This is a genomic window from Chromobacterium subtsugae (genome assembly GCF_035919665.1).
Taxonomy (GTDB): domain Bacteria; phylum Pseudomonadota; class Gammaproteobacteria; order Burkholderiales; family Chromobacteriaceae; genus Chromobacterium; species Chromobacterium subtsugae.
The window spans coordinates 2,765,682-2,789,475 of sequence record NZ_CP142381.1; the positions used below are offsets into that span (position 1 = coordinate 2,765,682).

The following is a 23,794-nucleotide window of genomic DNA, read 5'->3' on the forward strand; positions in this document are numbered from 1 at the left end:
ACCATCGCGCCTCTTTTTTATTTCAAGGAGATGCCTGAATGACGCCCCAAACCGCTGCCCGCGCCTGCGGTATCGACTTTGGCACCTCCAACTCCACCGTAGGCTGGCTGCGCCCGGGCCAGGACACCTTGCTGCAACTGGAAGACGGCAAGATCACCTTGCCGTCGGTGGTGTTCTTCAATTACGAGGAAGACCACTCCCGCTTTGGCCGCGAAGCGCTGCGCGAATACATCGACGGCTACGAAGGCCGGCTGATGCGCTCGCTGAAAAGCCTGCTGGGCTCCAGCCTGATAGACAGCCAGACCGAAGTCCAGGGCAAAGCCCTACCCTTCCGCCACCTGCTCACGCTGTTCATCAAGGAACTGAAGCTGCGCGCCGAAGCCAACGCCGGCCGCGCTTTCGACGAGGTGGTGCTGGGCCGCCCGGTCTATTTCGTCGACGACAATCCGCAAGCCGACAAGCTGGCCGAGGACACGCTGGCCGACATCGCCCGCCAGGTGGGCTTCAAGGAAATTTCCTTCCAGCTGGAGCCCATCGCCGCGGCCTTCGACTACGAGGCCTCGGTGCAAAAGGAAGAGCTGGTACTGATTGTCGACATCGGCGGCGGCACCTCCGACTTCACGCTGATCCGCCTGTCGCCGGATCGCCGCGCCCAGGCGGAACGCCGCGACGACATCCTGGCCACCGGCGGCGTGCACATCGGCGGCACCGATTTCGACCGCCAGCTCAGCCTGCATGGCGTGATGCCGCTGTTCGGCTTCAAGACCCGGTTGCGCAACAACGCCGAAATGCCGTCCAGCCAGTATTTCAATCTGGCCACCTGGCACACCATCAACTTCGCCTACACCCGCAAGGCTTGGATGGACCTGCAGGACGTGCACCGCGACGCGGCCGAGCCGAACAAGCTGGACCGCCTGTTCCGCCTGATCCAGGAACGCGCCGGCCATTGGCTGGCGATGGAAGTCGAAGCGGCCAAGATCGCGCTGTCCGACCAGGCCCAGCACCGCATGGCGCTGGACCCGATCGAGGCGGGCCTGAGCTGCGAGCTCAGCCGCGAGGATTTCGAAGCCGGCATCGCGCAGATGCTGGACAGGGTAGCCACCACCGTCAGCAAGCTTCTGGCCGACGCGCAACTGCCGGCCGAGGCGATCGACACCGTGTTCTTCACCGGCGGCTCCAGCGGCGTGCCGGCCTTGCGCGCCAGCATCCGCGCGCTGCTGCCCAAGGCGCATCATGTCGAGGGCAATCTGTTCGGCAGCATCGGCAGCGGCCTCGCCATCGAGGCGATGAAGCGCTACGGTTGCTGAAGCCAATAAAAAACGCCGCGGATCGCGGCGTTTTTTATTGGCTCTTTCTCTCAGACTCAACCTTGCGGCTTGCGGCGGGACGGCTTCTTGCCCTGCGGCGGCAGCTCGAAATCGAACAGGGTGCCGGTGCGGCCGGTCTGGGATTGACAGGCGATCAACAGCGCGCGGTTGATGGCTTCCTTCTTGCTGACGCCCCACCACTCGATCATCTTGTCCAGCGACTTCTGCGCGTCTCGGCTCAACTCCACCGTCACCGACAACTCCTGCAGCCGGTTGCGCCGCATCTCGCGACTGCGCCGCTTGCGCTCGGCCACCGTCATCGCGCGCTCACCCAGCGGCTTGCGGCCTGGCTTTTTCTGTACGCCGCCGATCAGATCGAAGGTGTAATGATCGCAAGGGTCTTTCATGGATGGGTGACGGGTCACGGCGTTTTGACGAGGGGCGCAAGAATACCATAAAGCCGCCGCTTGCGCAGGCGGGCGGCGGCGCCGCGGCGAAATATACCGTGATCATTTCGCCGCGCCGCCTTGGCCTCAGCGCGCGAATACGGCCGCAGGGCGCAAACGCTGGCTAAACTGCTGCCGCAACAGCAGCAGGCTGACCAGCGCCTGGATGAAGGTGCTGCCAATCGAAAAGTACCATACCTGCTCGATGGCAAAGCCGCCCTGGGCAGTCAGCCACATCACCGGCGCGACGAAGGCAAGCAGGCGCACGGTGGAGCTCAACAGCGCCGGACGGGTATCGCCCAGCCCCTGAAACACGCTGGAGCAAGTGAAAATCACGCCCTGCGCGATGAAGTTCCAGCTGATCAGTTGCAAGAACTGCACGCCGTAACGCACTACCTCGCCATCCTTGGCGAAATAGCCGATCAGGCTTTCCGCCTGCCAGTAGACCCACCCGGCCAGCGCCGCCATCAATGCGCTGATCAGCAACAGCGCCGAGCCAAAGCAGCTGCGCACCCGGTCGGCGCGGCCGGCGCCGAAATTCTGTCCGATGATGGGGCCGGCGGCGAAGGCCACCGCCATCGCCGGCAGAATCAGCCCCTGCACCAGACGCGAGCCGGCGCCGAAAGCCGCCTGCGCCGCCGCGCCGAAATCGCGGATCGCCCAATAGATGACCACCGAAAACAGGAACATCAACGCGTACTCGCCGCCAGCCGGCAAGCCTATGGCCAGGATCCGCCCCCATTCGCGCCAGCGCGGCGCCAGCAAGCGCCGATCCACGCCGACATAATGCTCAAGCCGATGAAAATAGAACCACAAGGCCGCCACCGCCGCCACCAGCGACAGCGTGCTGGCCAAGCCGGCGCCGGCCACGCCCAGCGGATGGCCGGTCAGCCAGCCGGCGATCAGCACCGGCGCCAGGATGGCGTTGATGATGACGCTCAACAGCTGGACCACCAGCGTAGGCTGGACGATGCCGGTGCCGCGCAAGGCCGAACCCATGGAAACCAGGGCGAACTGCAGCGCCAGTCCCGGCATATACCAATGCAGGTACGTGCGGCCCGCGGCGATGGTTGCCGGATCGGAAGACACCGACGCCATATAGGCATGCGCGGCGGCATAACCAAGCAACAGCACCGTCAGGCCGACCAGCAGCGCCAGCATCAGCGACTGGTTGAAAACCAGGTTCGCCTCGGCGCGGTCCTTGCGGCCCACCGCCTGCGAAATCAGCGCCACCGTGCCCACGCCCAGCACCTGCGTCAATGCCAGCACCAGGAAAGCCGCGTTGCCGGCGGCGCCGACGCCGGCAAGCGCATTGGCGCCCAGTTCGCCGATGAAATACAGATCGATCAGAAAATAAAGCGCCTGGAAAATCATGCCGATCGCAATCGGCGCCGCCATCGTCAGGATGTGGCGGGTGATTGCGCCTTCGGTAAGGTCTTTCATCTTGGTCCCTTGCTGTCTGGCCCTGCGGCGTGAGTGATTGAATGGCCCGGCCGCCCGCCAAGGCTTCAGCCTGATGGCGAAACGGCGGCGCGGGCATCTCGGATGGATTATCCGGCCCAACGCGAAATCATACCTGACTCATATTGCGCAATATTTTAAAATGCCGTACAGATATTAATCAGTCGGCGACAGCTCTGGCAAACGCAAGGCAAGCGGTGCGTCGTAAAAGAAGGGACATGAGAATGGCCGGCAGGCAGGCGGGAATGGCCGGCGCGGAAATAAAAACAGCGCCCAAGGGCGCTGTCATGATCGAGACACCGGAACCGCGCGGCCTGTCAGGCCCGGCTTCGGCGGCGGCTTGGCCGCTTAGTTCACCGGGCAGCTGTTGCCGGCGCGGTAGTCCACCACTTTGATCTTGCCGGCGATGATGTCCTTGCGCGCGGCGACGATCTTCTTCTCCATTTCCGGCGTGATCAGCGCGCGGTTGTACTTGTCCAGCGCCCAATCCACGCCGTTTTCCTTCAGGCCCATCAACTTGACGCTGGGCTTCCATTGGCCGTCCTTGGCGTCGCGCATGGTTTCATACACGGCGTTGTCCACGCGCTTGACCATCGAGGTCAGCACCGTGCCCGGCTGCATGTAGTTCTGGTTGCTGTCCACGCCGATGTAGAACTTGCCGGAGGCCTTGGCCGCCTGGATCACGCCGACATTGGACAGCGCCGCGGCGGCGAAGATCACGTCCGCGCCGCGGTCGTACTGGCTCTTGGCCAGCTCGTTGCCGCGCGACGGGTCATTGAAGGCGGTGTGGGTGGTGCCCAGCATGTTCTGCAGCACCACAGCCTTCGGGTTCACGTAACGCGCGCCTTGCGCGTAACCGCAGCCAAAGGCGCGGATCAGCGGCACGTCCATGCCGCCCAGGTAGCCTACCTTGCCGGTTTTGGACTTCAGCGCGGCGGCCATGCCCACCAGGAAGGAGCCTTCCTGCTCCTTGAAGGCGATGCTCTGCACGTTGGCGCCCTTGGCTACCGAATCCACCAGCGTGAACTTGGTGTTGGGGAACTCCTTGGCCACGGTTTCGATGGCCTGGGAGTAGGCGAAACCTACCGCCACTACCAGATCGGCGCCCTTGCGCGCCATATTGCGCAGCACTTGTTCCTTCTGCGCATCGTTGCTGGGCTGACCTTCGCGGTAATTGATCTTGAACTCTTTCTTGAAGCGTTCGGCGCCGGTATAGGCCGCTTCGTTGAAGCTCTTGTCGAACTTGCCGGCCTGGTCGTACACCACGGCCACATTGAAGTCCTTGGCCAGCACCGGGCCGGCAAGCAGGGCGGCGGCTACGGCGCAGCCTGCGGTCTTGATCGCAAACGTCATTTTCATCAGCTTTTCTAGTAGTAGTTTTGAGATGGTTTGCCAGGCCGGCCACGCCGAACTGGCGCTTCAGAGGAAGCGGACCGTGCCCGGCGCACCCCAGAGAACCGCGCCGGACAGGAACGAAACGAAATCGCAAGCGGCAGCCGCGAGGGCCGCGCATACAACTCGCCAATTGAAGCGGCGAGATTCTACCCAGCGCCACCCCTCGTGTAAACAAATATAGATAAAAACGCCGAAAAAGCTTAAGCAGAGCCAGGCAAGCCGGCGCTGCGGCACAGCGCCGCGTCCATCGCGCCCTGCTCCGACGCCAGCTCGATCAAGGCCGTGATCAGTTCGGCGTACGAGAGGCCCGCCGCCTGCCACAGCTTGGGATACATGCTGATATTGGTGAAGCCGGGCAAGGTGTTCAACTCGTTGATCACCACCTCGCCGTCCGGGGTCAGGAATACATCCACCCGCGCCATGCCGCGGCACTCCAGCGCCTGGAAAGCCTGAATGGCGATGCGGCGGATGCGCTGGCAGGCTTCATCCGGAATGTCGGCCGGCACTGCCACCCGCGCGCCGCCCTCGTTCAGATACTTGGTGTCGTAAGCGTAAAACTCGTCGTTCAGCACGATCTCGCCGCAGCCGCTGGCCTGTGGATGGTCATTGCCCAATACCGCGCACTCGATCTCGCGGCCAACCACCGCCCGCTCCACCAGCGCCTTGTGATCGTAACGCAGCGCCTCGGCCAGGGCCGCGCGGAACTCCGCCTCGTTGCGCGCCTTGCCGACCCCGACCGACGAACCCTGATTGGCCGGTTTGACGAACAGCGGCAGCCCGAGCTTGGCGCTGATGGCCGCGAAATCGGCCTGCTCGGCCTTGCCCCGCGTCAACGTGACGAAGGGCGCGACACTCAGGCCGGCATCGCGCAACAGGCGCTTGGCCACGTCCTTGTCCATGCACACGGCCGAGCCCAGCACGCCCGCGCCGACGAAGGGGATGTTGGCCATTTTCAGCAAACCCTGCAGCGAGCCATCTTCGCCCAGAGAGCCGTGGACGATGGGAAAAGCCACGTCGATCTGCGCCAGCGGATGGGCGTCGGCGGCGGCCACCAGCTGGCGTTCGCTCTGGCCGGGCACCAGCGCCAGGCCTTCGCCCGACTGGCGCAGCGCGATGCGGGCCGGATCATCGGCATTCAGCAGAAAGTCGGCGGGCTGGCTGACATGCCATTGGCCCTGCTTGTCTATGCCGATCAGCAAAGCCTCGAATCTGTCCTGATCCAGCGCCTCCAGGATATTCCTGGCCGACTGCAGGGAAACCTCATGCTCGGACGACTGGCCGCCGAAAATCAAACCTACCCTGATCTTGCTCATCGCGATATTCGATACGAAATGAAAGAGGCGTCATGGTAATGTATTTTCGCCGCCCGCCGCCCGCCGCTCGCGCGCTGCCACGCGGGGTCGCATGCCATTGGCCAAGCTTCCGACTAGGCCTCGCCGTCCTCTTCGCCGTCGCCGGCGTCGTCCAGCCGCAACTGCGCCGCCAACTGCTTGTTGTTGCGGATGCCCAGCTTGCGCAGCCGCTCGGCGCTGCTCATCAGGTTGCCGCGCCCGCTGGAAAGCTGGCGCATCGCGTCGCCGAAGGTGTCGCGGCTGCTGTCCAGCTGTTTGCCCAACTTTTCCATATTGGCGACGAAACCGGCGAACTTGTCATACATCGCCCCGCCCTGGCGCGCGATCTCCTGCGCGTTCTGGTTCTGGTATTCATAGCGCCAGATGCTGGCGACGGTGCGCAGCGTCGCCAGCAGCGTGCTGGGGCCGACGATCATGATGCGGCGCTCGAAGGCCTCGTTGAACAGGCTCATGTCGTGCTGCACCGCCAGCAAATAGGCTGGCTCCACCGGAATGAACATGAACACGAAGTCCAGCGTGTTGAGCTGGTATAGATCCTGATAGCGCTTTTCCGACAGCGTGCGGATATGGGCGCGGATGGCGGCGATGTGGGCCTTGAGTTCGGCCTCGCGCGCCGCGTCGTCCTCCGCCGCGGTGTAACGGACATAGGCGTTCAGCGACACCTTGGAGTCCACCACCAGTTGCTTGCCTTCCGGCAGGTCTATCACCACGTCCGGCTGGTAGCGCTTGGCGCCGTCTTCGGTTTGCACCACGTCGGACACCTGCACCCGGTATTCGCGGCCCTTATGCAAGCCCGAGGTTTCCAGCACCTTTTCCAGCACCATCTCGCCCCAGGTGCCCTGCGCCTTGCTGCTGGCGCCGGTCAGCGCATTGGTCAGCGCCGTCGCATCGTCGCCCAGCCGGGTGTTCAGCTCCTGCAGCCGCTTGAGTTCGACCTCCAGCGACAGGCGCTCCTTGCTGTCCTTGTCGTAAGTGTCCTGCACCAGCTTGCCGAAATTCTGGATGCGCTCGTTCAGCGGATTGAGCAAGGCGCCCAGGTTTTGCTGATTCTGTTCGGTGAAGCGTTTGGATTTTTCTTCCAGAATGTCGCCGGCCAGCGCCTTGAATTGGTCGGACAGCGCTTGGCGGGCATCCATCAGCAATGCCAGCTTCTCCTGGTTTTGCCGCCGCTCGCTTTCCAGCAAGGTGGCCAATTCCTGCTCGCGGGCGGTCAAGCGGGTGATGTCCTGGCCCTGCTGCAGGCTACGCGCTTCCAGCGCCTCCAGCACCCGCCCCTGCTCCTCGCGCGCCGCCAGTTGCGACGACGCCGCGCGCAATTCGCCGCGCAGCGCCTCCAGCTGCTTTTCGCGCTCGTCCAGCTGGCGTTCCAGCTCCGGCACCCGCTGGGCTCGGGCCACATACGCGCCTAGCTGGGTCTGGCCGTCGGCCAGTTGCCGGCTCTGTTCCTGCGCTGTTTGCGCCGCGGCGCTCTCGCGGCGGCGCGCCTCGTCCAGCTGTTCCCGCAAGCCGGCGCACTGCGCATCCAGCTGCGCGGCTTGCTGCTTGAGTTCTGCCAGCTCGCGCGCGGCGCGCGCCCGAGCGGCGAACCAGGCCGCGCCGCCGCCCATCAAACCGACCAGCAGGCCGATGATCAACATTTCCATTTCGCTTTCCATCCCGCTTGATGCCCGCGCAGGGCGGGGTTCCCGGCTAACCGGCCGCTCCGCCCCGCATGGTGGAGAAATGGCGGATCGCCCTCAAGACATCCACCCTACTTCACGCCTCTGCCCAGTGTTGCAGGTAGACCTGCAATTCCTTGCGGCCCTGCCACTCGTTGGCGATCAGCTGGTACACCGCCTGGATGCGGTCCGGCAGCCAGTCGGCATGGTTGAACAGCATGGCGTCGAATTCCTGCCCCTCGCGCGCCAGCCGCAGCTTCAAGTGCTTGTCGCCCACCAGCTTCTGGTTCACCACCAGGAATTGATCGTGGAAGTACGGCACCGGGAAGCCCTGGCCCCAGACCTCCGCCGCCAGCTGCTCGGCCAGTTGCAGGCTCAATTCGCGCGCTGGCAGGCTGCCGTCGGTTTCTATGGTGCGCGTCAGCTGCTTTTCATCCAGCAGTTGCTGCGCCGCCGCTTCGAAAGCCTGCTGGAACTCGCCGAAGCGCCCCTCGTCCAGCGTCAGCCCCGCCGCCATCGCGTGGCCGCCGAACTTCAGGATCAGCCCCGGGTGGCGCTTGTACACCAGATCCAGCGCGTCGCGCAGGTGGAAGCCCGGAATGGAGCGGCCGGAGCCCTTGATTTCGCCTTCGTCGCCGGGCGCGAACACGATGGTCGGGCGATGGAAGCGTTCCTTCAGCCGCGAGGCGACGATGCCGACCACGCCCTGGTGCCAATCGTCGCGGTACAGCGTGAGCGTGTAGCGGTTGCCGGCGTCGATGCCGGACAGCGCCGCCAGCGCCTCGTCCTGCATGCCGTGCTCGATGCTGCGCCGTTCGCGGTTGAGCTTGTCCAGCTCCTGCGCCAGCGCCGTCGCCTGCTGCTCGTTGCCGGACAACAGGCAGGCGATGCCCAAGCTCATGTCGTCCAGGCGGCCGGCGGCGTTCAGCCGCGGTCCCAGGGTGAAGCCCAGGTCGAAAGTATTGGCCTTGTAGCTGGCTCGGCCGGCCACCTTGAACAGCGCGGCGATGCCCGGCGCCATCCGCCCGGCGCGCATGCGCTTGAGGCCGTTCTCCACCAGCGTGCGGTTATTGCGGTCCAGCCGCACCACGTCGGCCACCGTGCCCAGCGCCACCAGGTCCAGCAACTCGCCCAGATTGGGCTGGCTGCGCTCGTCGAATACGCCGCGCCGGCGCATTTCCACCCGCAGCGCCATCAGCACGTAGAACATCACGCCGACGCCGGCCAGGTTCTTGGACGGGAATTCGCAGCCCGGCTGATTGGGGTTGACGATCAGCGCGTCCGGCAGCGTGTCGCCCGGCAGGTGGTGATCGGTCACCAGCACCTCGATGCCGCGCGCGCGCGCCGCATCCACCCCGGCCACGCTGGCGATGCCGTTGTCGACTGTGATGATGATGTCAGGACGCTGCCGCGCCGCCAGTTCGACGATTTCCGGCGTCAGGCCGTAACCGTACTCAAAGCGGTTGGGCACGATGAAGTCTATCGTCGCGCCCAGCGCGGACAGCCCCTTCACCGCCACCGCGCAGGCGGTGGCGCCGTCGGCGTCGTAGTCGGCCACCACCAGCAGGCGCTGGCGGGCGGCGATGGCGTCGGCCAGGCGCATGGCCATCGCTTCGGCGTTTTTCAGGTTCTGGAACGGCAGCAGGCCCTTGAGGCCGTAATCCAGCTCCGCGCTGTCGGCGATGCCGCGCGCGGCGTACAGCCGCGCCTGCAGCGGCGTGAGGCCTTGCTGCAGCAGGGTTTGCTGCAACGGAACGGGAACTTCCCGGGTGACGATCTGCGACATAGGCTCTCAGTAAAGCGCCGCCAATGGCAGCGCGCGTTTCCAGAATTTCCACAAATCGGCGGGCTTCAGCGTCAGCTCGAAGCCGGCGGGGCCGGTGGCGATCAGCGTCAATTCGCTGATCTTGCCTTGGCGAACGGCGCCCTGCAGCGGCGCGAACCAGTCCTGCTCCAACCGTTGCAGCGCCTCGCGCCAGCCCCAGGCGTCGCGATATTGCGCCGCCGCCTGCAGCGCGTCCAGCATCAGCAGGCAGTCGCCGTCCAGCGGCAAGCCGTCGAAAGCGAACGGCGCGGCGTCCACCGCCATGCCGCTGCGCGCAGCCAAGAGCTGCAGCGATTCGTCGTCGGCAAGCAGCGCCGGCGCCGGCGCCTTCCAGGGCGCGGGCGCGCCCTCGCCCCACAGCCATACGCTGTTGACCGGCAAATCGCCGCGCATTTCGCGCGCGTCGTTGAGCGGCTGCGTGTATAGCAGCATCTGCAATTCGTTGAGCATGCGGCTCCAGGCCAGGCCGCCCTCGCCTTGCGGCAGGTGGCGATTGATGTCCTCTCCCACCACATCCCACAACGGATCGAAGCGCGCCGTCAGCGGCTTGGGCGCATTCAGCAGCCAGCGCCCCGCTTGCTGCGGGTGGAAGGCCAAGCCGTCTTCGCCGAAGTGGCGGTTGAGCGCGTCGGTCAGGCCGCGCGCTTCGTCCAGGCTGATCTGCATCACGCCGACATCGGCCAGCAATGCCCGGTCGCGGTCCACCCGCAGGTGAACCGGGTCGGCGAACAGCCATTCGCCGTCCCCGGCGAGGCCGGCTTGCTCGGCCGCCAGCGCGGCCAGGCCGGCGGGCGGCGCGCCCCACAGCTGTTCGACGCACGCCGACAGGCCGCGTTCCTTGCGCTCAAGCCGCCCCTTGCCCAGCATTTGCTGCAGCGCGGGCAGCGGCAGCGCCTTGCTCACTTCGCCGCCGTCATGGGCGTCCAGCCAGGCCAGGCCCGGTAACAACAGGATTAATTTCATATTCTTGCCAGATGGATTGCGGATCCGCGCCATTTTGACCATGGGGCATTTGGCCGGAGAGCGATTCTGCGGCAAACTGGCCGCTTTGCCGGAACTATCGCGCGACTCGCCGAACCAACCCTGTTTGGCGCCGGCCTCCCCGACATGCGCGGGACCGGACCCTGATCAATGTTTATGCATGGCGAGCCGCGGCCCGCCCGGAAAATTGATGGATTATCGCAAACTGCTACACATCCCGCAAAAATGCGCGTCCAAGCTGATCAACCACCACCTCAGCTGGCTCGGCGTGGCCGCCTGCCTGCCCATGCTGGGCACCGCCACCGCCTTCGCCGTGGCGGTGGGCGCCAAGGAAACCCGCGGCCCGGAGGTGGTGCAGCAACAGGTGGTGGAACGCCTGGCGCTGCCGAAATTCCAATTCGCCGACAGCCAGACCCGCTACTGGCGCGATGAAAGCATCAAGCGCGGCGACACCGTGGCGCGCGTGCTCAACCGCGTCGGCGTGCGCGATAAGGAGGCCAACGCCTTCCTGTACACCAGTCCGCTGGCAAAGGACCTGCTCAAGCTCAAGGTGGGCGCCACGCTGACGGTGCAAACCAACGACGCCGGCGAGCTGTTCGGCTTGCGCTTCCTGCAGGATGACGACAACGGCGAACAGGTGCTGGTGGCGCTGGAGAAGCGCGACGGCAAATGGCAGGCCAGCGCCGACCCGGTGGCGGCCGAAAGCGTGGAAACCGTGCGCTCGATCACACTGAAGAGAAGCGCCGCCGCCGAATTGACCGCCGCTCGCGTGCCGGCGGACATCCGCAACCAGCTGTCCGAAGTTTTCGCCGATCAGTTCGAACTCTCCAGCCTGAAACGCGGCGACCGCATCAATCTGGTGTACGAAACCATGGTGTACGCCGGCGCTTCCATCGCCAGCGGCAATCTGCTGGCGGTGTCGATCGAACGCCAGGGCAAACTGCATCAGGCGTTTTACTTCGCCCATGACAGCGAAAGCGGCGCCTACTACGACGCCGCCGGCCGCCCGGTGAAGAAAGGCTTCAGCCGCCAGCCGGTGGCCGGCGCGCGCATCAGCTCGGGCTTCGGCCTGCGCATGCACCCGGTGCTGCACGCGCTGCGCATGCACTCCGGCATAGATTACGCCGCCAGCGCCGGCACGCCCATCGTGGCGCCGGCCGACGGCGAGCTGGTGAAAGTCCAGCGCGAGAACGGCTACGGCAACATGGTGATGATCCGCCACAACGGCAAGCTGTCCACGCTATACGCGCACATGAGCGCCTTCGGCAAGGGCGTGCGCGCGGGCGGCAAAGTCAAGGCTGGCGACATTCTCGGCTACGTAGGCAGCACCGGCCGAGCCACCGGCCCGCATCTGCACTTCGAAGTGAGGATCAACGACCAGCCGGTAGACCCGGCCACCAACGCGCTGCAAGCGCCGGACCTGGGCAAGACCCAGCTGGCCCAGTTCGGCGCCAAGCGCGCGCAGTTGAGCGCCAGGCTGCAGTTGCTGCAGAATATCCCGGTCAACGTAGCGCAGGTCGACTGATGAGCGAGCTATATATTGGTATGATGTCCGGCACCAGCCTGGACGGCGTAGACGCCGTGCTGGCGCGTTTCGACGCCGAAGGCCGCCCGGAGTTGCTGGCGGAGCACGCGCTGCCCTATCCGGACGAAGTGAAGGCAGAAGTGCTGGCGCTGCAGCCGCGCGGCGACGACGAACTGCACCGCAGCGCGCGGCTGGCCAACCGGCTGGCGGAAATCTACGCCCGCGCCGCCGCCGAGCTGCTATCCCGCAGCGGCCACGCGCCCGCCGACATCCGCGCGATAGCCTGCCACGGCCAGACCATACGCCACGCCCCGCACGCTGGCTACACCATACAGCTGGGCAATATGTCGCGGCTGGCGGAGCTCTCCGGCATCGACGTGATCGCCGACTTCCGCAGCCGCGACGTGGCCGCCGGCGGCCATGGCGCGCCGCTGGTGCCCGCCTTCCAGCAATGCGTGTTCTCCAGCGAGCGCGAACGCCGGGTGATCCTCAACATCGGCGGCATCAGCAATCTGGCGCGCCTGCATCCGGGCCGGGAAGCCATAGGCTTCGACTGCGGCCCCGGCAATATGCTGATGGACGCCTGGTGCCTGCGCCACACCGGCCAGCCCTACGACGACGACGGCCGCTGGGCGGCCAGCGGCCGGGTAGATCCGCCGCTGCTGCAAAGCATGCTGGCCGAACCTTATCTGCGCGAGGCTCCGCCCAAGAGCACCGGCCGCGACCTGTTCGACGACGACTGGCTGGCCCGGCAACTGGCGCGTCAGCCGCAAACGCTGGCTCCGGCCGACGTGCAGGCCACCCTGCTGGCCTTCAGCGCCAGCTGCATCGCCGACGCCATCCTGCGGCATTGCCCGGACAACCAAGCGGTCTACGTCTGCGGCGGCGGCGCGCGCAACGGCGCGCTGCTAGCCGAGCTGGCGCGCCTGCTAGCCAGCCAGAACATCGAGCCGGTGGAGGCGCTCGGGCTGCCGGCCCAGCTGATAGAAGCCATCGCCTTCGCCTGGCTGGGCTGGCGCTTCAACCAGCGCCAAGCCGGAAACCTGCCTGCCGTCACCGGCGCGCAGGGGCCTCGCGTGCTGGGCGCGCTGTATCCCCGATAAGATCAGGCCATGATCCACCAGGATCATGGCACATGATCGCACCATAACGATTCCCAAGCAGGATTTTCCCCACGCAAGCCGGCCAAAATCCGCGGACGCCATCGCCAAACCATGGCCAGAGATTGCCCGGCCGGCATTCCTGCGGTCAGCGCGCGCACAAACCTATCACCAGATAGGTAGCGCACTCTCACGTTGACGCTGTTTTTCAATGACCGGCAGGGTCGTCTTAAACAAGCCCGCCAAACAATACACCGAACAAGAAACAGCGATTATTCAAACCAAAGTTGACGAACAAGCCTCTCCCTTTTCCATTCATACAAGAACGTATCGAGTTGCGCCAAGGCTTCAACCAGGCTCATCGCATCACACACCATGGGAAAACTCGCCTCCAGCCGCCTCTCTTTGTAGCCATCCACACCCAATGCTTGGCAACAGGCGCCCCTCCGAGTTCAATCAGACAATGAACCCATACCACTAAACCCAATAGGGTTAATTCATTCCATCCAGCAGACTCTCCAATACAAAAGAGCGATCGACATCGGCGCCCGACAGAAACATCCCCCTTCAGCGCCTAGACAAACTCCTTGCTCATTGGCTCGACGCCGGCATCACCAACCAAGGACTGATGGCCAAATACCAACCCAAAGGACAGGTCTGCCGCACACGCCTTCTCCTATATTTATTTTGGCAATAGCCATTGAATTCCACCGATATTAAATCAGCACCTTAAAAGGAAAGTATCATGGCCGAAATCAAGCAAACGTTTGGCGGCGCCGGCGGCGCTCTCCAAGGTGTCAACATGTCAGGCAGCCAGGTCACCTTCTATTGGGGTGACGCGCTAGTGAATATTACTGTCGGCAGCACTTCCTATGGCGGCAACACCAAAGGCCTGCAATCCTTGACGGTAACCATGCCCAATGATGGCGTTGTCATTCTAAAAAAGATGCAGGCCAGAACCAATCAAGGCTATATGGTTGTCAGCTATCTGGAATTTGATCTTTCCGGATCGATAAAGAAAGTCGGCAACTTCAACGCCAACTCGGCTACGCTGGAGGCGATGGACGGGTGTCAAATTACGTTTACCGGCATCAGCAGCGGCGGGCTGATTGATCGCTTGCAATACCGGATCCTTCCGAGCTAAGCTGGCTCGCACCGAAACACCCCGCTCACGCGGGGTGTTTGCATGCCTTATACTAGCTACATAACCGGTTTTTCCATTCGATGGCATGCAGGCTATCAATCAAAGGGCCGACACCGCCCAACACTCCGTCATATCACCTTTTTTGCCGAACAATATCCCGCCACTTCATCTGCCCAACTCTTTGGCGCAGCATGATGCAAGTTGATAGCAATCGCTATTCATCAACACAATTCCGCCGCCGTGGTAGACTTATGACCATTCAGAAGACAGTATTATCATGTGCATAATCCTCACAAAAATCATCAGTTAGCCATGCACGCCCGAATGCCAAAAAAACAAAGATTTCTATAAAATTCAACAGGTTGCAATCGTAAATGCGATTTTTCAAGCGCAAAGCCGTAGTCAAGAACAACCAGACGCCGCTGCCGCCGCAGCTGGCCGCCCTGCTGCGCGAGGCATGGTGGCTGCTGATGGCGGTGGCGGCGGTGTATCTTGTGCTGGTATTGGCCAGCTACTCTCCGCAAGACCCTTCATGGTCGCATAGCTCTTCCGACCCCACCGTGCGCAACTACGGCGGCGCTTTCGGCGCCTGGCTGTCGGACATGCTGCTATACATCTTCGGCCTTTCCGCCTGGTGGCTGGTGGTGTTCTGCCTGGTGGCGATAGGCTGGGGCTACCGCCGCATGGAATCGCTGGGTTTCAAGTTCAGCCCAATCACGATGGCCGCGGTCGGCGGCTTCTTCCTGCTGCTGCTATCCAGCGCCAGCTTCGAGGCCATCGTGCTGGAAGGCAAGGCGGTGACGCTGCCGCTGGAGGCCGGCGGCATGCTCGGCCACTTCATCGGCAAGGGCATCGCCCACGGCCTGGGGCTGTCCGGCGCCTATCTGCTGCTGGGCGTATTGTCTGCTATAGGATTTTCCCTGTTCACTGGCCTCTCCTGGCTGGACCTGATGGAGCGCATCGGCGCGGCGCTGGAAGACGGTGCCATCCGGCTATGGAATGGCTGGCAGGCGAAAAAGGACCGCGAAATCGGCAAGGAAACCGCGCAGAAGCGCGAAGAGAAGGTTTCCGTCGCAAAGAAGAAAATCGAGGAAACCACGCCGGTGCGCATCGAGCCGCCGGTGCTGGAGGTGCCAGTGTCGGCCAAGGCCCAAAAGCCGGTGCAGCAATCTCTGTTCGCCGACCCCAAGGACGCCGCCCTGCCCGGCCTGACTCTGCTGGATGCTGCCAAGGAGCAGCAGGAGCCGGTATCACAGGACACCGTGGAATACACCTCGCGCCTGATCGAGCGCAAGCTGGCCGACTTCGGCGTCGACGTCAAAGTAATCGCCGCCTACCCGGGTCCGGTGATCACCCGCTACGAGATAGAGCCTGCGGTCGGCGTCAAGGGCGCGCAAATCGTCAACCTGATGAAGGACCTGGCGCGCGCGCTGTCGCTGGTTTCCATCCGCGTGGTGGAAACCATACCCGGCAAAACCTATATGGGCCTGGAGCTGCCCAACCCCAAGCGCCAGATCGTGCGGCTGACCGAGATCATCGGCTCCGACAGCTATCAGAACATGGCGTCCAAGCTCACCATCGCCTTTGGCAAGGACATCGCCGGCCAGCCAGTTTCGGCCGACCTGGCCAAGATGCCGCACGTGCTGGTGGCCGGCACCACCGGCTCCGGCAAATCGGTGGCGATCAACGCGATGATCCTGTCGCTGCTGTACAAGGCCACGCCCAAGGAAGTCCGCCTGATCATGGTGGACCCGAAAATGCTGGAACTGTCGGTATACGAAGGCATTCCGCACTTGCTGGCGCCGGTGGTCACCGACATGAAGCAAGCGGCCAACGCGCTGAACTGGTGCGTCGGAGAAATGGAGCGGCGCTACAAGCTGATGTCCAAATTGGGCGTGCGCAATCTGGCCGGCTTCAACCAGAAGATCAAAGATGCGGACAAGAGCGGCGAGAAGATTCCCAATCCGTTCAGTTTGACGCCGGAAACGCCGGAGCCCCTCGACACCCTGCCTCTGGTGGTGGTGGTGATAGACGAATTGGCCGACTTGATGATGGTGGCCGGCAAGAAGATCGAAGAGCTGATCGCCCGCCTGGCGCAAAAGGCGCGCGCCGCCGGCATTCATCTGATTCTGGCTACCCAACGGCCGTCGGTGGATGTGATCACCGGCCTGATCAAGGCGAATATCCCGACGCGGATCGCCTTCCAGGTGTCCAGCAAGATAGACAGCCGCACCATTCTGGATCAGATGGGCGCGGAAAGCCTGCTGGGCCAGGGCGATATGCTGTTCCTGCCGCCCGGCACCGGCTATCCGCAGCGGGTGCACGGCGCCTTCGTCTCCGACGATGAAGTCCATCACGTGGTGGAATTCCTGAAGACCACCGGCGAACCGGATTACATCGAAGGCATCCTCACCGGCCAGGCCGACGGCGACGATGGCGCCAGTTCCAGCGGCCTGGATGGCGAGTCCGACGCCGAGGCCGATCCGCTGTACGACGAAGCCGTCGCCATCGTGATGAAAACCCGCAAGGCGTCGATCTCCTCGGTGCAGCGCCATCTGCGCATAGGCTACAACCGCGCCGCGCGGCTGATCGAGCAAATGGAGGCCGCCGGCCTGGTGTCGGCGATGGAAAGCAACGGCAACCGGACCGTGCTGGCCCCGGCCCGAGAAGACTGAGACCGCGGACGCCGCCATGCCGGCGTCCCTTCCCCACAATAAAAGGATGGCCATGCCCCGCTATCTGCCTGAACCGGCTTTCCGCCACGACTACGCGCCCAAGACCGGCGTGCTGCTGATCAACCTGGGCACGCCGGACGCCCCCACCGCCCAGGCGCTGCGCCCCTATCTGAAGCAGTTTTTGTCCGATCCGCGCGTGATCGAGATTCCGCGTCTGCCGTGGTGGCTGATCCTCAACGGCGTCATCCTGAACACCCGGCCCAAGCAATCGGCCCGCAAATACGCCAGCATCTGGACCAAGGATGGCTCGCCGCTGCTGACGCACACTCGCAGCCAGGCCAAGTTGCTGAAAGGCCAGCTGGGCGAAATGGGGATGACGGGACTGGTGGTCGATTACGCGATGCGCTACGGCAATCCGTCCATCGAAAGCGTGATAGGCAAGATGCGCGAACAAGGTGTGGAAAAGCTGCTGCTGCTGCCGCTGTATCCGCAGTACGCGGCCTCATCCAGCGCCACCGCGCTGGATGAGGCGTTCCGCGTGCTGGCGCGGCTGCGCAATATGCCGGAAGTGCGCACCGTGCGCCATTTCCACGATAATCCGGGCTATATAGCCGCGTTGGCTGCACAGGTGCGCAAGCACTGGCAATATGGCCAGCAGCCGGACAAGCTGGTAATGAGCTTCCACGGCGTGCCGCGCTTCACCCGCGACAAGGGCGACCCTTATCACTGCGAATGCCAGAAGACCGGCCGGCTGTTGGCCGAGGCCCTGCGTCTCGCGCCCGATCAATATGTCATCAGTTTCCAGAGCCGCTTCGGCCGCACCGAATGGCTGAAACCCTATACCAGCGAGGTGCTGGAACAGCTGGGCAAGGCGAAAACCGCCAAGGTGGATGTCATCTGTCCCGGCTTTGTCGGCGACTGCCTGGAAACCCTGGAAGAAATCGCGATGGAAGGCAAGGAAACCTTCCTGAGCAGCGGCGGTGGCGAATTTCGCTACATTCCCTGCCTGAATGAAGACTCGCAATGGATAGTCTCACTTGCGACAATTGTAAAAGACAATCTTGCCGGCTGGCTGGAAAATCCGGCAGAAGATGGCCGCGCCCGCCAAGCGCGAGCGCGTGAAAAAGGGGCATCCAGCTGACATCAGGCCTTAAGGCCACAGGCGGCATCACTACCCGCTATTTCTTCAAAATCAACAAGATAAAAGACCATCCGGGCGCGCGGGCATTCAAGCCGCGCGCCCGTTTTTTACTTGTTTGCCGCAAAATGTAAATAATGGTCCTATAGTCATTGGGTCAGCGTCTTTCCAGATTGACACCCTTGCAAACTGGTCACCATAATCAGTTGCAACTAACAGCCTCTTAATGGTGTTGTTGGTTTACCAAAGAGATCATCTAAAGTCTACGCAGATAAGATTCAGGGGAACGCTCAATGAACAAATACGCTCGCCTCAGCCTGATCGCTACCGCAGCCATCGCCATGGTTGCCTGCAGCAAGCAGGAGCAGCCGGCCTCGGGACAGGCCTCCTCCGCTCCGGCGCAAGCCGCCGGCGGCGACGCCGCTGTGGTCAAGATCGGCCAGGTTTCGCCGATGTCGGGTCCGATCTCCCACCTGGGCAAGGACAACGAATACGGCGCCAAGCTGGCCATCGAGGACCTCAACGCCCAGGGTGTGGAAATCGGCGGCAAGAAGGTCAAGTTCGAACTGGTGTCGGAAGACGATCAGGGCGACCCGAAAATCGGCACCCAGGTCGCCCAGCGCCTGGTTGACGCCGGCGTGGCCGGCGTGGTCGGCCACCTTAACTCCGGCACCACCATCCCGGCCTCCAAGATCTACTCCGACGCCGGCATCCCGCAGATCTCGCCGTCCGCCACCAACCCGGACTACACCAAGCAAGGCTTCAAGACCACCTTCCGCGTGATCGCCAACGACGTGCAGCAGGGCAAGGCGCTGGGCGAATTCGCCGCCGGCGAGCTGAAAGCCAAGAAGATCGCCATCATCGATGACCGCACCGCCTACGGCCAGGGCTTGGCCGACCAGTTCGAAGGCGCGGTCAAGGCCAAGGGCGCCGAAGTGGTGAAACGCGAGTTCACCAACAACACCGCCACCGATTTCAACGCCATCCTCACCTCGATCAAGTCGGCCAAACCCGACCTGGTGTTCTACGGCGGCATGGACGCGCAAGCCGGCCCGCTGGCCAAGCAGATGCAGCGCCTGGGCATCAAGGCCAAGCTGATGGGCGGCGACGGCTGGCAGACCCCGGAATTCATCAAGCTCGCCGGCGACGCCTCCGACGGCCAGTACGCGTCCAGCTGCGGCGTGTCGCGCGACAAGATGCCGGGCTTCAAGGCCTTCGACGAGAAGTTCAAGAAGGAATTCAACACCGACGTGCAGATCTACGCGCCGTTCGAATACGACGCGGTGATGGTGCTGGTGGATGCGATGAAGCGCGCCAAATCCTCCGACCCCAAAGCCTACCTGCCTGAAGTCGGCAAAACCGACTACAGCGGCGTGACCGGCAAGATCGCCTTCGATGACAAGGGCGACATCAAGAACGGCGCCGTCACTGTCTACCAGGTGAAGAACGGCAAGTGGGAAGTGGTGTCGACCGTGGGCGGCAACTAAGCCCCTCCCGCAATGAGCAAGAGGCGCCAGCGGCGCCTCTTTTTTCATGCCCATACGCCGCCGCCAACGCGGCGCCGCTCAATCGCGGAAGCTGGCTTCCTGCTTCAGCATCGCCGCCATGCCGGCCTTCTGGATGTCTTCCGAAATCAGCATCGCCGCATTCCAGCCCGCGACGAACTGCAAGCCGTCGGCGACGCTGTGGTCGCGGCTGTAATTCAGCACTTCCTTGCTGCCGCGCACCGCCAGCGGCGACTTGCCGGCGATCAGCCTGGCGCTTTGCAGCGCCGCCGCCAGCACGGCGTCGGCGTCCGCCAGCACGCGGTTGACCAGGCCGACATCCAGCGCTTCCCGCGCCGCCATGTCGCGGCCGGTCAGCGCCAGCTCGCGCGCCACGCCCTCGCCCACCACCCGAGGCAGGCGCTGCAGCGACCCGACGTCCGCCACCATGCCGATGTCCACCTCGCGCACGCCGAACATCGCGCTCTCGGCCGCGAAACGGAAGTCCGCCGCCAGCGCGATATCCAGCCCGCCGCCCAGACAGGCGCCGTGAATGGCCGCGATCACCGGCTTGCGGCAGCGCTCCAGGCTGGTCACGCAGTCCTGCAGATCCAAGATCACCCGGCGCAGCTTGTCGCGTTTGCGGCCTTCGCACTCATCCTGAATCAGCGCTTGCAGGCCCATCAGCATCGACAGGTCGATGCCGGAACAGAAATGCTTGCCGTGCCCGGCCAGCACCACCGCGCGCACGCCGCTCTCGGCATCGGCCCAGTCCAGCGCGCTGCGCAGGTCTTGCCACATTTGCTGATTGAGCGCGTTGGCCTTGTCCGCGCGATTGAAGCGCAGCAGCGCGACCTTGTCGTTCAGTTCGACGGTCAGGGTTTGCAAGTCGATCATGCCGCGCTCGCCTCCGGACGCTTCTTGGGAATCCAGGCCCACAACATTTCACAGACGATCGGCGATTCGCCGGAGTCGTCGGTGACCAACACCTCCACCAGCACCTCACCCTTGTCCTGCTCGTACATCTGCTGGATCTGCTGCGGCGTCAGGCTGGCCACCGCGCGCATATCGCCCTGCGAACGCTTGACGTAATTCACCTTCATCGACTTGAGCAGCATCAGCTTGTCGTCCGGCATGTTCATGCCGACCACGAAACCGGTGGAGGTTTCCGCCAGCAAGGCCATCGCCGCCGCATGCACGCCGCGGATGTGGTTTTGCACCTTCTTGCGGTTGCGGATGGAGACGGTCAGCTTGTCGTGCCCGACATCCTCGAAACGCAAGCCGGCGGTGGAGAGGAAGGGCACGATCTTGCCGAACATCATCGACAACACCGGGCGGCGCCAGCCCACCGGCAGGCGGCCCACCTTGTCGGCGATCCGGCTCATGCTGTTCTTGCGATATTCCATGTTTAACCCCTCTGTAGTTCTGTTCTTCGTGTTGTCATGATTCGCCCAGGCCCAGCGTCACCCTGACCTGCTGCTTGAGCAGCGGCAAGGCGCCGTCGTCGATGCGCGCCAGCTGCAAACCGCCTTGCAAGGCGGAAAACAGCATCATGCCCACCGCTTCCGGCGTGCCGGCATAGCGCATCAGGCCGACATCCCGTCCCAGCCTGACGATTGAGACCGCCCACTGCCGCATCTCGTCGATGAAAGCGGACGCCTCCTGCTGCATATCTTCCGGCAAGGTCTGGAATTCGGTGCTGAGTATGCCGCTGGGGCAGATCTGCTTGTGCTGCTGGTAATACTGGTCCGACAAGCCGAAATAGCTTTCCAGCCTGCGCGGCGCGTCCCAGTCCGCCTGCTGTTCGGTGAAGCGCAGGAAGCGGCGGCGATAGCGCTGGATCAGCGCCACGCCCAAGTCGCTCTTCTTGGGAAAATGGTAATGGATGGCCGCGTTGCGCACCCCCAGCGCGCTGCTGATGTGCTGGTAGCTGAAACCATTGAAGCCGCGGGTCAGCAGCAACTCCTCGGCCAGGTCGAGGATGCGCTTGCGGGTGTCGTTTTTGCTGTCGGAACCATTGCTCATCAAATCACTCTACTTACTGGTTAGTAAGGTGTCAATCGCCCGCGGCGGCCTGCGGCCGGCCCCGCCCCCTGCCGCAGGCCGGACAAATGCCCTAAAATGACAAGCATCCCCTCAAGTCCGCGCGCCAGCGCGCGCCCAACCTGGTAAAACATGACAGAACACACCGCTCCCGACCTGGAATCCTCGCTGCGCCGGCTTTGCCAGGAGCCCGGCAAAACCGAAACCCTCGCCTTGCTGGTGGCCGCCTTGCGCCCCGGCAACGGACAGGCGCCGCAGCAGTCCACCGTCAATCTGCAAGCGTTGTCTTTTCTGCTGGAACATCAAGCCGATTACCGCCAGGCACTGCGCCTGGCCCTGTGCACGCTGCTGGCGGAAACCCGCCAGATCCCGCTCTACACCGAAGCCGGCATCCTGGCCAACGACGGCTTCGGCACTACGTTGCTGCACCGTCTGGGCGAGCGCGCGCTGCCCATGCCCCACAATCCCGACTCGCTGCGCGACCGCTTCGGCCTGCTGTTCAGCCACAAGCACGATTATCTGTGGCTGGAGGCGGTGCCCGACGCCACCTGGCACGCGCTGTGGCGCGCTCTGGCCTGGGACGAAGCGCCGCGCCAGGACAGCGAGCGCCAGACCCGACTGCAATTGCTGGAGTCCGTGCAAGTGCTGTCGGCCCGCATCACCGCCATCGGCCTGGAGCCAGAGCTGGTGCGGGTCTGCCCCGAAGTAGAGCGCTTCGCCTCGCCCTTCATGCACCTGAACGCCGAAGTGCAGCGTTACGTGGATGGCTACCACCAGGCGCTGGTGGACGGCACGCCGCCGCCGGAAGACGAAAAACAGGTGCTGGTGCTGCTGGAGCAGTGCGAAGCCATCCTCGGCAAAGTGCGCAAAAACGCCGCCCGTTACGGCATTTCCGTCAGCCTCACTTACCACGGCCTGCGGCTGGCGCAAAGCATAGCCCGGCTGCGCGCGCTACTGGAGCTGTTGTCGCCCGAGCACGACCCGGCGGAAAAGCCCCAGCTATTCCGATTGCTGGTGGACTTCGCCCGCGCCGAAAACCGCAAGTACAGCCTGCGCGACCTGTTCAAGTCCAACACCGAGCTCTTGGCGCTGCAAGTCACCGAGCACGCCGGCCGCCATGGCGAGCACTACATCGCCGAGGACCGCCGCGACTGGGCCAAGATGGGCAAGGCGGCGATGGGCGCCGGTTTCATTGTCGGCTTCATGGCGCTGATCAAGCTGATGCTTGCGCGCGGCCACCTGCCGCTGCTGTGGGAAGGCATCGCCTTCGGCCTGAATTACGCGATCGGCTTCATCATCGTGCAGATCCTGCACCTGACCATCGCCACCAAGCAGCCCGCGATGACCGCAGCCCGGCTGGCGGCGGCGCTGCACGAGCAGAACGGCCGCAAGAAGCAGCTGGAAGTGCTGGCCGACCTGATCACCAAGGTGGTGCGCACCCAATTCGTCGCCATCATGGGCAATGTGCTGCTGGCCATTCCCACCGCGGCGCTGATCGCGCTGGGCTGGAGCGCGCTGTTCGGCGCGCCGGTGGTGGATGCCGCCAAGGCGCAAAAGCTGTTGCACGAGATCGACCCGCTACACAGCCTGGCCCTGCCGCATGCCGCCATCGCCGGGATATTCCTGTTCCTGTCCGGCCTGATCGCCGGCTATTACGACAACAAGGCGATTTATCGCCGCATCCCGGAGCGGGTGGCCAGCCACCGACTGCTGAAGCGGCTGCTGGGAGAAAACCGCGCCTGGCGCCTGGGCCACTACATCGAACACAATCTGGGCGCGCTGGCCGGCAACTTCTATTTCGGCATGTTCCTCGGCCTGACCGGCACGATAGGCACCATCCTCGGCCTGCCGCTGGATATCCGCCACATCACCTTCTCGTCGGCCAACCTGGCCTTCGCCAGCGTGGCGCTGGACTTCCAGGTGCCGTTGTCCGCGGTGCTGCTGGGCTGCGCCGGCGTCGCCCTGATCGGCATGACCAACCTTGCGGTCAGCTTCTTCATGGCGCTGTGGGTGGCGCTGCGCTCGCGCAAGCTGTCCGGCACCATGCTACTGCCGCTGGTGCCGATGCTGGCCAAGCGCTTCCTGCGGCAGCCGCTGGCCTTCTTCCTGCCGCCGCCGTCTGCGCCGCAGGCGGAAACGGAAACCGCTCCTCCGCTTGACGAATCGCGCGGCTGATCCCTGCCGCCCATCACGGCGCGGCCTCGGCAACGAGGCCGCGCTCGCTCATTCTTGATAAGTGAATTTACTTAGTCTATCTATA

The 23,794-nt window shown here is 63.8% G+C and carries 18 protein-coding genes; 8 read left to right on the forward strand and 10 right to left on the reverse strand.

All coding sequences use genetic code 11. The annotated features are described in order from the left end of the window. Positions 1-38: 38 nt before the first annotated feature. Positions 39-1,307 carry an Hsp70 family protein gene (locus U6115_RS13270; protein WP_043572035.1) on the forward strand — a complete coding sequence of 423 codons (1,269 nt, stop codon included), beginning with the start codon at positions 39-41 and terminating at the stop codon, positions 1,305-1,307. A gap of 56 nt (positions 1,308-1,363) precedes the next feature. Here the strand turns inward: U6115_RS13270 and U6115_RS13275 are convergent, their stop codons facing one another. From U6115_RS13275 to U6115_RS13305, 7 genes are all read right to left on the reverse strand, one after another. After that, the gene (locus tag U6115_RS13275; RefSeq protein ID WP_043572032.1) at positions 1,364-1,714 is read right to left on the reverse strand and encodes a hypothetical protein; all 351 of its coding nucleotides are present in this window, start codon (positions 1,712-1,714) and stop codon (positions 1,364-1,366) included. A gap of 126 nt (positions 1,715-1,840) precedes the next feature. Next, the gene (locus tag U6115_RS13280) at positions 1,841-3,196 is read right to left on the reverse strand and encodes an MATE family efflux transporter (RefSeq protein WP_043572030.1); all 1,356 of its coding nucleotides are present in this window, start codon (positions 3,194-3,196) and stop codon (positions 1,841-1,843) included. Between the two features lie 366 nt (positions 3,197-3,562). Next, positions 3,563-4,573, reverse strand: a complete 1,011-nt coding sequence (locus U6115_RS13285; RefSeq protein ID WP_080509398.1) for a BMP family lipoprotein — start codon at positions 4,571-4,573, stop codon at positions 3,563-3,565. Between the two features lie 236 nt (positions 4,574-4,809). After that, positions 4,810-5,922 carry a D-alanine--D-alanine ligase gene (gene ddlA / locus U6115_RS13290; protein WP_043572028.1) on the reverse strand — a complete coding sequence of 371 codons (1,113 nt, stop codon included), beginning with the start codon at positions 5,920-5,922 and terminating at the stop codon, positions 4,810-4,812. 113 nt (positions 5,923-6,035) lie between these two features. Next, positions 6,036-7,604, reverse strand: coding sequence for a DNA recombination protein RmuC (locus tag U6115_RS13295; RefSeq protein WP_043572520.1), 1,569 nt, complete (start codon positions 7,602-7,604; stop codon positions 6,036-6,038). 112 nt (positions 7,605-7,716) lie between these two features. Further along, positions 7,717-9,405 (reverse strand): single-stranded-DNA-specific exonuclease RecJ, encoded by a 1,689-nt coding sequence (gene recJ, locus U6115_RS13300; protein ID WP_043572026.1) that lies wholly within the window; start codon positions 9,403-9,405, stop codon positions 7,717-7,719. Between the two features lie 6 nt (positions 9,406-9,411). Beyond that, positions 9,412-10,407, reverse strand: a complete 996-nt coding sequence (locus U6115_RS13305; RefSeq protein WP_043572518.1) for a hypothetical protein — start codon at positions 10,405-10,407, stop codon at positions 9,412-9,414. Positions 10,408-10,615: 208 nt separating this feature from the next. Between U6115_RS13305 and U6115_RS13310 the strand changes: the two genes are divergently transcribed. The 6 genes from U6115_RS13310 (at position 10,616) to U6115_RS13335 (ending at position 19,494) form a co-directional block, all read left to right on the forward strand. Next, entirely contained in the window at positions 10,616-11,950 is a 1,335-nt protein-coding gene (locus U6115_RS13310) for a M23 family metallopeptidase (RefSeq protein ID WP_043572024.1), read from the forward strand. Continuing rightward, positions 11,950-13,053 carry an anhydro-N-acetylmuramic acid kinase gene (locus U6115_RS13315; protein WP_043572022.1) on the forward strand — a complete coding sequence of 368 codons (1,104 nt, stop codon included), beginning with the start codon at positions 11,950-11,952 and terminating at the stop codon, positions 13,051-13,053. Before U6115_RS13310 ends, U6115_RS13315 begins: the two co-directional genes overlap by 1 nt. Before the next feature lie 742 nt (positions 13,054-13,795). Further along, on the forward strand, positions 13,796-14,194 hold the full coding sequence (locus U6115_RS13320; RefSeq protein WP_043572019.1) for a hypothetical protein: 399 nt from the start codon (positions 13,796-13,798) through the stop codon (positions 14,192-14,194). A gap of 374 nt (positions 14,195-14,568) precedes the next feature. Further along, complete coding sequence (locus U6115_RS13325) at positions 14,569-16,869, forward strand: DNA translocase FtsK (protein ID WP_059184226.1); 2,301 nt, start codon at positions 14,569-14,571, stop codon at positions 16,867-16,869. 52 nt (positions 16,870-16,921) lie between these two features. Next, complete coding sequence (gene hemH, locus U6115_RS13330) at positions 16,922-18,010, forward strand: ferrochelatase (RefSeq protein ID WP_043581509.1); 1,089 nt, start codon at positions 16,922-16,924, stop codon at positions 18,008-18,010. 290 nt (positions 18,011-18,300) lie between these two features. Beyond that, on the forward strand, positions 18,301-19,494 hold the full coding sequence (locus U6115_RS13335) for a branched-chain amino acid ABC transporter substrate-binding protein (protein WP_043581501.1): 1,194 nt from the start codon (positions 18,301-18,303) through the stop codon (positions 19,492-19,494). Positions 19,495-19,572: 78 nt separating this feature from the next. Here U6115_RS13335 and U6115_RS13340 read toward each other — a convergent pair whose 3' ends face one another. The 3 genes from U6115_RS13340 to U6115_RS13350 are packed head-to-tail and all read right to left on the reverse strand — an operon-like array spanning position 19,573 to position 21,516. Beyond that, positions 19,573-20,388 (reverse strand): crotonase/enoyl-CoA hydratase family protein, encoded by an 816-nt coding sequence (locus U6115_RS13340; RefSeq protein WP_043581503.1) that lies wholly within the window; start codon positions 20,386-20,388, stop codon positions 19,573-19,575. Then, entirely contained in the window at positions 20,385-20,897 is a 513-nt protein-coding gene (locus U6115_RS13345; protein WP_043581505.1) for a DUF4442 domain-containing protein, read from the reverse strand. The genes U6115_RS13340 and U6115_RS13345 overlap by 4 nt, the downstream gene beginning before the upstream one ends. Before the next feature lie 34 nt (positions 20,898-20,931). Then, positions 20,932-21,516 carry a TetR/AcrR family transcriptional regulator gene (locus U6115_RS13350; RefSeq protein ID WP_043581507.1) on the reverse strand — a complete coding sequence of 195 codons (585 nt, stop codon included), beginning with the start codon at positions 21,514-21,516 and terminating at the stop codon, positions 20,932-20,934. 150 nt (positions 21,517-21,666) lie between these two features. Here U6115_RS13350 and U6115_RS13355 point away from each other — a divergent pair, with 150 nt between their 5' ends. Then, positions 21,667-23,709, forward strand: a complete 2,043-nt coding sequence (locus U6115_RS13355; RefSeq protein WP_101527446.1) for a site-specific recombinase — start codon at positions 21,667-21,669, stop codon at positions 23,707-23,709. The last annotated feature ends 85 nt before the right edge of the window (positions 23,710-23,794 follow it).